The 6,596-nt window shown below is 61.5% G+C and carries 6 protein-coding genes and 2 rRNA genes; 3 read left to right on the top strand and 5 right to left on the bottom strand.

Translation table 11 applies throughout. From position 1 onward, the window contains the following. Positions 1 to 54: 54 nt before the first annotated feature. Genes DSM100688_RS02780 through pyrB form a run of 3 tightly spaced genes read right to left on the bottom strand, consistent with a single transcriptional unit; the run spans position 55 to position 2,887 of the window. The gene (locus DSM100688_RS02780; RefSeq protein ID WP_152357605.1) at positions 55 to 1,491 is read right to left on the bottom strand and encodes a dihydroorotase; all 1,437 of its coding nucleotides are present in this window, start codon (positions 1,489 to 1,491) and stop codon (positions 55 to 57) included. Next, positions 1,491 to 1,925: an aspartate carbamoyltransferase regulatory subunit gene (locus DSM100688_RS02785; RefSeq protein WP_152357606.1), complete on the bottom strand. Its 435-nt coding sequence runs from the start codon at positions 1,923 to 1,925 to the stop codon at positions 1,491 to 1,493. Before DSM100688_RS02785 ends, DSM100688_RS02780 begins: the two co-directional genes overlap by 1 nt. After that, positions 1,925 to 2,887 (bottom strand): aspartate carbamoyltransferase, encoded by a 963-nt coding sequence (gene pyrB, locus DSM100688_RS02790; RefSeq protein ID WP_152357661.1) that lies wholly within the window; start codon positions 2,885 to 2,887, stop codon positions 1,925 to 1,927. The genes DSM100688_RS02785 and pyrB overlap by 1 nt, the downstream gene beginning before the upstream one ends. 410 nt (positions 2,888 to 3,297) lie before the next feature. Between pyrB and DSM100688_RS02795 the strand changes: the two genes are divergently transcribed. From DSM100688_RS02795 to DSM100688_RS02805, 3 genes are all read left to right on the top strand, one after another. After that, on the top strand, positions 3,298 to 3,939 hold the full coding sequence (locus DSM100688_RS02795) for an alpha/beta hydrolase (RefSeq protein WP_152357607.1): 642 nt from the start codon (positions 3,298 to 3,300) through the stop codon (positions 3,937 to 3,939). 69 nt (positions 3,940 to 4,008) lie between these two features. After that, complete coding sequence (locus tag DSM100688_RS12000; protein ID WP_152357608.1) at positions 4,009 to 4,473, top strand: DUF2510 domain-containing protein; 465 nt, start codon at positions 4,009 to 4,011, stop codon at positions 4,471 to 4,473. Position 4,474: 1 nt separating this feature from the next. Next, the gene (locus DSM100688_RS02805) at positions 4,475 to 4,987 is read left to right on the top strand and encodes a peroxiredoxin (RefSeq protein ID WP_152357609.1); all 513 of its coding nucleotides are present in this window, start codon (positions 4,475 to 4,477) and stop codon (positions 4,985 to 4,987) included. A gap of 289 nt (positions 4,988 to 5,276) precedes the next feature. Here the strand turns inward: DSM100688_RS02805 and rrf are convergent. Both rrf and DSM100688_RS02815 read right to left on the bottom strand, forming a co-directional pair. Further along, a 5S ribosomal RNA gene (gene rrf, locus DSM100688_RS02810) occupies positions 5,277 to 5,393 on the bottom strand. A 171-nt stretch (positions 5,394 to 5,564) separates the two neighbouring features. Then, positions 5,565 to 6,596 (bottom strand): 23S ribosomal RNA (locus DSM100688_RS02815); the annotation flags it as partial.

Genomic DNA, 6,596 nt, shown 5'->3' on the forward strand with positions numbered 1-6,596 from the left:
GGGGAGCCGTCAGCGAAGCTGACTGAGGAGAGCCACGACGCGTTATGCCATCGATTACCGAATCCGGCTGAACACCAGTTTCGAGCCGATCACCGTGGCGAGCGGCCGTCCGGTCACCTGCCATCCGCCGAACGGCGTGTTGCGTGCGGCCGAGTGGAACTGTTCAGGATCCACCGTCCAGGATTCCTTCGTGTTCAGGATCACCAGATCGACGTTCTCGGGATGCTCGACCTTGCTCAGGTCCAGCGTGCGCTTGACCGCGCACTTGGACGACGTGTTGAGCAGCCCGGCCACGTCGGTCGGCACATGGCCCATGAGATGCTGCGGCGCGACTGACATCAGCTCGATGAGCCGCTGATCGTCGATGTATCCACCCTCCACGAGCACCTTGTGTGCCACGCCATACGCGCATTCCAGCCCGATGATGCCGTTCGGCGCGTCGAGGAACCCACGTTCCTTCTCTTCGAGCGTATGCGGCGCGTGGTCAGTGGCGAGCATGTCGACCGTGCCGTCGGCGATCGCGGCGATCGTCGCCTGACGGTCGGCCGCGGAGCGCAGCGGCGGGTTCATTTTGGCCAGCGTGCCGTACTTCAAGAGATCCTCGTCGCACAATGCAATGTAGTGCGGTGCGGTCTCGCAGGTGACCGGCAGGCCTTCGGCCTTCGCGTTGCGGATCGCGTCGAACGAGATCGCCGTGCTCACGTGCTGGAAGTGCACGTGGACACCGGTTTCGCGGGCCTTGTCGATATCCCGCGCCACGATCTTCAGCTCGGTGTCCTCCGGGATGCCGGGCACGCCGAGTTCGCGCGCGACCGGACCGTCGTTGACCGCGCCGGTGTCGTGGTGTTCGCAGTGTTCGATCAGATACAGACCGGTGTCCTTGACGTTGCGCAGCACGTCGTCGAGAATCGCGGGAGTCACGGCGGAACCGTCGTCGCTGACCGCGGTCACCGGATGGGCGATCTGGTATGCGTCCTTGGCTTTCCCGCGCACGGTCGCGGACGACGGTAGGTAATCGCGCCAACGGGCCGGATCGGTGGCCTCGCCGCCGACGCGTCCCTTTGACGCGCACACGCACAGGTCGTAGCGTACCGGCAGCGCCGTGCCGTGCGCGGCCTCGTAGTGCTGCAGGTAGTCGATCACCGTGCCATAGCCGGCATCGAGCACTTCGGACGCACCGGACTCGTCGGTCGTGACCGGCTCGCCGTCCATCGCGGGCACGGTATTCGGCATGATGAGCACATTCGTGTAGCCGCCCGACGCGGACGCGCGGCAGCCGGAGATCATCGACTCCTTGTACGTCTGGCCGGGATCGCGGAAGTGCACGTGCGGATCGGCGAATCCGGGCGCGACGGTCAGGCCGGTCGCGTCGAACTCGCCGTTCGTCACCGCGTCTGGTTCGCTGAACAGTCGGCTCGCGTCGGCGTCGGGAATCACCAGGTCGATGGTCTCGCCGGTGTCCCATACCGTGATGTTGCGCAGGGTCAGCATTACAGCTTCGCTTCCTCGTCGCAGTAGTCGCAACGGTATTCCTGACGCTCGGAGTGCGTCAGGTGGAACATCTGGTCGATGCCGCGTTCGGTGGTGGTCACGCAGCGCGGGTTCCTGCAAGTGAGGATGTTGACCACATGCTCGGGCAGCGTCGGCGTCTTCTTCTCGACGATCTTGCCGCCGCGCACGATGCCGACGGTCGCGGTTCGCGCGACGAGGCCGAGCACGTCAAGGTCGATGGCGGGCGTCTTCTTGCCGTCCTCGTCCTCGATCTTGATGATGTCCTTCGTGCCGTACAGGTGGCTGTCGGTGTTCATGATCAGCGCGAGCTTGGTCTTCGCCGGGTTGATCTTCAGGTATTCGAGCACCTTGAGCGCGGTGCCGGCCGGCACATGATCGATGATGATGCCGTTGACGATGCTGGTGACTTCCATCAGGCCTTGACCTCCTTGGCTTCAAGCGGTTCGTATCCGGGCAGTTCGTCGCCCACCACGGAGCTTTCGAGCGCCATGCGCATGAGCATGCCATTCTTCACCTGCTCGAAGTAGGCGGCGCGCGGATCGTTGTCGACGTCGACGGCGATCTCGTTGATGCGCGGCAGCGGGTGCAGCACGGCCATGCTCGGCTTGGCGAGCTGGAGCTTGTCCTCGTCGAGAATGTACGTGTCGCGCAGACGCAGGTAGTCGTCCTCGTTGAAGAAGCGCTCCTGCTGCACGCGGGTCATGTACAGCACGTCGAGGTCGCCGATCACGGAGACGAGGTCCTTGACCTCGGTGTAGGAGCAGGACGGGGTCGCGTCGATGCGGTCGAGCACATACTGCGGGGTCTTGAGCTCGTCGGGGCTGATGAGCACGAAATGCACGTTGCCGAAGCGGCACAGCGTTTCGATAAGGCTGTGCACGGTGCGGCCGAACATGAGGTCGCCGCACAGGCCGACGGTCAGGTCGGTGACGCGGCCGAAACGCGACTGCAGCGTGGCGAGGTCGGCGAGCGTCTGCGTGGGGTGCATGTGACCGCCATCGCCGGCGTTGATGACCGGCACGGACGCGGCACGGGAGGCGACGAGCGCGGCGCCTTCCTTCGGGTGGCGGATCGCGACCACGTCGACGTAGTTGGACACGGTCTTGAGCGTATCGGCGATCGACTCGCCCTTGGACGCGCTCGACAGCTGGGAGCCGGCGAAGCCGATCACCTTGCCGCCGAGGCGCAGCATGGCGGTTTCGAAGCTCAGGCGCGTGCGCGTGCTCGGCTCGTAGAACAGCGTGGCCAGCACCCTGCCGTCGCAGGTGTGCGCGACTTCCCGGCGATGGGAATCGATGTACTGCGCCTTGTGCAGCAGTTCCTTGATCTGGCGGAGGGAAAGATCATCGAGCGAGATAACGCTCTTACCAATCATCGGCGTCTCGACCGACTCATCTGTTACTGACACGGCTCACCTTTCTTGCGTGAAGCGGATAAGGTGGCCACAGAAGTGACCTATCCGACTATACACGCGACACGCCCAGCCGCGCGACTCCGCGTGTTCACCCCGCGTTCACCCTCCGCCGAACCGTCCGTCCTCCGCCGTCCCCGCCGCCGGACAGGCATCGTCCTCCCCTCGCGCGTGGCGGAAAACGCTCGCTGAGCATAGCGTCAGCGAGCGTTTTCCGCCACGGCTCCGGTATCGATGATCGTGGTGCGTGGCGGTTTTCGCTCGCTGACGCGCCGCTCAGCGAGCGAAAACCGCCACGCGTAAAGGGAGGACGAGCCATTTATCCTAGGATGGTTGGCAGGACGTCACGTCGGCATGGAAACGGGAGGAATACGATGCTACGGTTCGTCAGTCAGATCGATACGGATCCGTCCACCGCGCACGATCCGCTGTATGTCATGTTCCATGGCTACGGCAACGATGAGTCGGAGATGATACGCATTCTCGACGCGGTATATCGGCAGGACGACCGCGCGGACGTGGCATCGCAACCGACGCGTCGGCCGAACTATCTGTCGTTCCGTGGCACAGTCGATCGTCCGTACATGGGTGGCAGTTACTGGTATCCGGACGGCTGCGGCGTCGATGAACGCCGCCGTGCATGTTCCACGATCGGCGACGCCGTCGTCTCGCTGCTGGACGCCGGCATGTTCAGCAACCGTCGCACGATACTGGTCGGCTTTTCGCAGGGCGGCTATCTGTCGTATCGCATGGTCGTCGAGCATCCGACGTTGTTCGATGCGGCGATCCTGCTCAGCCCATCATTCACAGGCGAAACGGATACCATACTCGCCTCCGACACGCGGTGCTTCCTCGCATACGGCACGGAGGATCGCACGATTCCACCCGCCGACCAGCTCACCGCGCGTCGCGTGCTCAACACGGCCGGACATCTCGAGTATCACGAATACGCGGGCATGGGCCATGCGATCTGCGAGCAGGAGATCAGCGACATCCGCATGTTCGTGGACCGTTGAACGGGCCATATGCTGCCGCGACGACCGCTGTTAGAATGGCAGCGACACTTCCGATAGAAATGAGGACGTATGGCAGAATATCAGCCCGGATGGTACCCGGATCCGTCAGGGGATCCGACGAGGCTGCGTTGGTGGGACGGCACCCAGTGGACGGAAAGCGTCATGCCGACATCACAGCAGGATCCGAACGCGAATCCAAATCCGTACGCGAGTCAGCAGTATCAGGCTCCATATCAGCAGCCCCAGTATGCGAACTACGGCTACGCCCAGCCGACGTACGCCGCGGACGGCACGTATCTGATGACCGAAACCGATCGCAATCTACGGTTGGCGGCGTTCGTATTGAACGTGATCGGCTGCGTGGCATGGTGCTGGACGATCGTCGCGCTGGCGTGGATGATTCCAATGACCGTTCGCAGTTGGCGGATCTATCAGGGTACGTCGCCCAACACGACGACGTTCGCGGTGTGCACGTTGATCTTCGCCAACCAGATCGCGGGCATTCTGCTGCTGATCAGCAAAAAGGACGCATGATATGGCCGATGACATCGATTCCGCGGCGTCCGATCTGCCCGCACGACTTGAGGTCGGCCAGTCGGCACCCGATTTCACGTTGCCTGCCGTGCTGCCGGATGGCACGGAGACGCAGCTCACGCTGTCGACATTGACCGCGCACGACAAGGTGGTGCTGTACTTCTATCCGGCCGCGATGACACCGGGATGCACGACCGAAGCCTGCGATTTCCGCGACAATCTCGCCCGATTGGGTGCGCTTGGATACACCGTGCTCGGCGTGTCCAAGGATCCGCTGCCGAAGCTGCACCGCTTCATGGAACGTGATCATATCAGTTTTCCGCTGCTGTCCGATCCTGACCTGACCGTGCACAAGTTATATGGCGCCTACGGAGAGAAGAAGCTGTACGGCAAGGTGCATGTCGGCGTGATCCGCTCCGCCTTCGCAATCGACACCGATGGCCGGATTACGCTGGCCCGGTACAACGTCCGTGCCAAAGGCCATGTCGATTCACTGATGAAAGCACTGAGCTAACCCCGTCGGTTACATGTAACCGATAACGGGACACATGTAACTGATAACAGGCCACTACTTCAACGGGTTTACAGCCGATTCATATACCGGAATCGGCTGTAAGCCCGTTAAGGAGAAAAAGCACGATACTCCACGACACCCAAAGAGCTGGAATGTCATGAGCCAGTGGATACCAAGGTGTTGTGTCTCGTGTGCGTGCGGACCCTGAAGATCTGTTGTTCGATTGGTGTCTGGATATGCAAAGAGGACCCCGGGAGCGTTACCGCTCGACCGGGGTCCAACAAGTTGAATGCGGCGGCGTGCTACTCTCCCACACCCTATCGAGTGCAGTACCATCGCCGTGCCAGGCCTTAGCTTCCGGGTTCGGAATGGGACCGGGCGTCTCACCTGGGCCATGACCGCCGCAAATCTATAATTATCACCCCGGAACAACCCAGGGCGGCAAGGGACCGTGACGGTCCGGGAACCGGATCATGGACGCGAAAACCGTAATGTGACCGCACAGCATTCCATGATGCCAATGCGTGAACCTGCAGAAGAAAGATGTTGCCACCACCAACCCAAAAAAGGCCGGAGGAAGATGATTGCCTCTCCCCCGTTAGTACCGGTCGGCTCCACCGCTTGCGCGGCTTCCACGTCCGGCCTATCAACCACGTGTTCTGCATGGGGGGTACAGGAGGTCAAGCCTCCACGGAATCCTTATCTTGGAGCGGGCTTCCCGCTTAGATGCTTTCAGCGGTTATCCCTTCCGAACGTAGCCAACCGGCCACGCCACTGGCGTGACGACCGGCATACCAGAGGTTCGTCCACCCAGGTCCTCTCGTACTATGGGCAGGCCTCCTCAAGATTCCAACGAGCGCAGAGGATAGAGACCAAACTGTCTCACGACGTTCTGAACCCAGCTCGCGTGCCGCTTTAATCGGCGAACAGCCGAACCCTTGGGACCTGCTCCAGCCCCAGGATGCGACGAGCCGACATCGAGGTGCCAAACCATCCCGTCGATATGGACTCTTGGGAATGATCAGCCTGTTATCCCCGGGGTACCTTTTATCCGTTGAGCGATGCCGCGCCCGTGCGCCGGCACCGGATCACTATCTCCGACTTTCGTCCCTGCTCGAACCGTCGTTCTCACAGTCAAGCCCGCTTGTGCGATTGCACTCGACACCCGATTGCCAACCGGGCTGAGCGGACCTTTGAGCGCCTCCGTTACTCTTTGGGAGGCAACCGCCCCAGTTAAACTACCCGCCAGGCACTGTCCCAGAGCAGGATGACTGCTCGTGGTTAGACGTCAAACGAGAACAGAGCGGTATTTCACCTTGCGACTCCACCCAAGCTGGCGCCTGGGCTTCGAAGTCTCCCGCCTATGCTACACAATCCGCGCCTAACGCCAATACCAAGGTATAGTAAAGGTCCCGGGGTCTTTTCGTCCTTCTGCGCTTAACGAGCATCTTTACTCGTACTGCAATTTCGCCGAGCTCCTGGTCGAGACAGTGGGGAAGTCGTTACGCCATTCGTGCAGGTCGGAACTTACCCGACAAGGAATTTCGCTACCTTAGGATGGTTATAGTTACCACCGCCGTTTACCGGGGCTTGAATTCACCGCTTCACC

The sequence above is a fragment of the Bifidobacterium ramosum genome (assembly GCF_009299505.1).
Classification (GTDB): Bacteria; Actinomycetota; Actinomycetes; order Actinomycetales; family Bifidobacteriaceae; genus Bifidobacterium; species Bifidobacterium ramosum.